1 protein-coding gene is annotated in these 1,474 nt (G+C 49.7%); it reads left to right on the top strand.

Annotation, left to right across the window (positions count from 1 at the left end; all coding sequences use genetic code 11):
• Nucleotides 1-305: 305 nt before the first annotated feature.
• Nucleotides 306-1,310 (top strand): UDP-glucose 4-epimerase GalE, encoded by a 1,005-nt coding sequence (gene galE / locus BR71_RS19710; RefSeq protein WP_043641479.1) that lies wholly within the window; start codon nt 306-308, stop codon nt 1,308-1,310.
• The last annotated feature ends 164 nt before the right edge of the window (nt 1,311-1,474 follow it).

Here is a 1,474-nt window from a genome sequence, read left to right as displayed (position 1 = left end):
AAGTTTTTTTACAATCGAATCCGCCGCCATAGTTACCTGGGTGGCATCAGCCCCGAGGCCTTTGAACGGGCTTCGGCGTGAGGCAGAAATTTGTCTATGGTACCTGGGACAGTCCAACACAGATTCGACTTCGCCTCTCACTCCCAGCAGACATCTTGAAGTTTTCGAAGTAGCCTGTAGACGAGAGACATTTTCAATGCTGACGCCTTTATGTAACAATACTAACATAACATGGTTGGCACTCTGGCTAAGATAATGCCAACAAATAAACACATAATTTAAACTTTTTTGGATTTTTAAGCGACATGACAATTTTGGTTACTGGAGGTGCTGGATACATTGGCTCCCATACCTGCCTGCAGTTGCTTGAGGCAGGCCATGACGTAGTGGTACTCGACAATCTCTGCAATAGCAAAGTCGAATCTCTCAAGCGAATACAAGACCTAACCGGCAAGCAGCTTACCTTCATCCAAGGTGATATCCGAGATACTGCATCGCTCGCAGATGCCTTCTCACACCCCATTCAGGCCGTCATCCACTTTGCCGGACTCAAAGCCGTAGGCGAATCAGTAGAAAAACCGCTGGAATACTATGACAACAATGTCAACGGCACTTTGCAGTTGCTCCATGCAATGCGTCAGTATCACGTAAAAACTCTTGTCTTCAGTTCCTCAGCTACCGTCTATGGCAACCCTGCGACGGTCCCCATCCGCGAAGACTTCCCCTTATCTGCGACCAATCCCTACGGTCGCAGCAAGCTAATAGCGGAAGACATACTACGTGATTTCAGTAAAACGGAACCCGAGTGGAACATTGCTCTGCTGCGCTACTTCAATCCTGTCGGTGCACACGAAAGCGGTCAGATCGGCGAAGATCCGAATGGCATCCCCAATAACTTAATGCCATTCATAAGCCAGGTAGCTATCGGCAAACGCAAAGCGTTACAAGTGTTTGGTAACGACTACCCTACCCCAGATGGCACTGGCGTGCGTGACTATATACATGTTGTCGACCTAGCTAACGGCCATCTCAAAGCGCTGGAAACATTGCAAAAGAAGTGTGGCTTGATCACTGTCAACCTTGGCACTGGCCAATGCTACTCGGTACTTGACATGGTGCATGCCTTTGAGTTGCACTGTGGCCGCCCTATTCCCTATGAGATCGCTCCTCGACGCCCAGGTGACATTCCGGCCTGTTGGGCGGATCCCAGCAAGGCCGAACTCTTGCTTGGCTGGAAAGCAACTAGAGGGCTAGGGGACATGTGCCTGGACAGCTGGCGCTGGCAGAATCAAAACCCTAGCGGCTATTAGTTCTCTGGAAATACTGGCCTAGCACATGTAATCGAGTGGCATCAGTTTCATCGCCCCTGCCATCTCCGCTGACCTCCTCCCGGAAAAACGTAGCGGCGAAAAGTAGAGATTTCTGACAAATTTAAGCCCATCCGGGCAGGAGGTTTGTCATGAAAAAATCGAAG

Origin of the sequence: Chromobacterium haemolyticum DSM 19808, assembly GCF_000711885.1 — a bacterium.
GTDB classification, from domain to species: domain Bacteria; phylum Pseudomonadota; class Gammaproteobacteria; order Burkholderiales; family Chromobacteriaceae; genus Chromobacterium; species Chromobacterium haemolyticum.
This window is presented reverse-complemented; position numbering and strand designations above follow the sequence as displayed.

What these genes read in the sequence shown, in the direction of transcription:
- galE (WP_043641479.1), top strand. Translation starts at nt 306, where the DNA reads ATGACAATTTTGGTTACTGGAGGTGCTGGATACATTGGCTCCCATACC.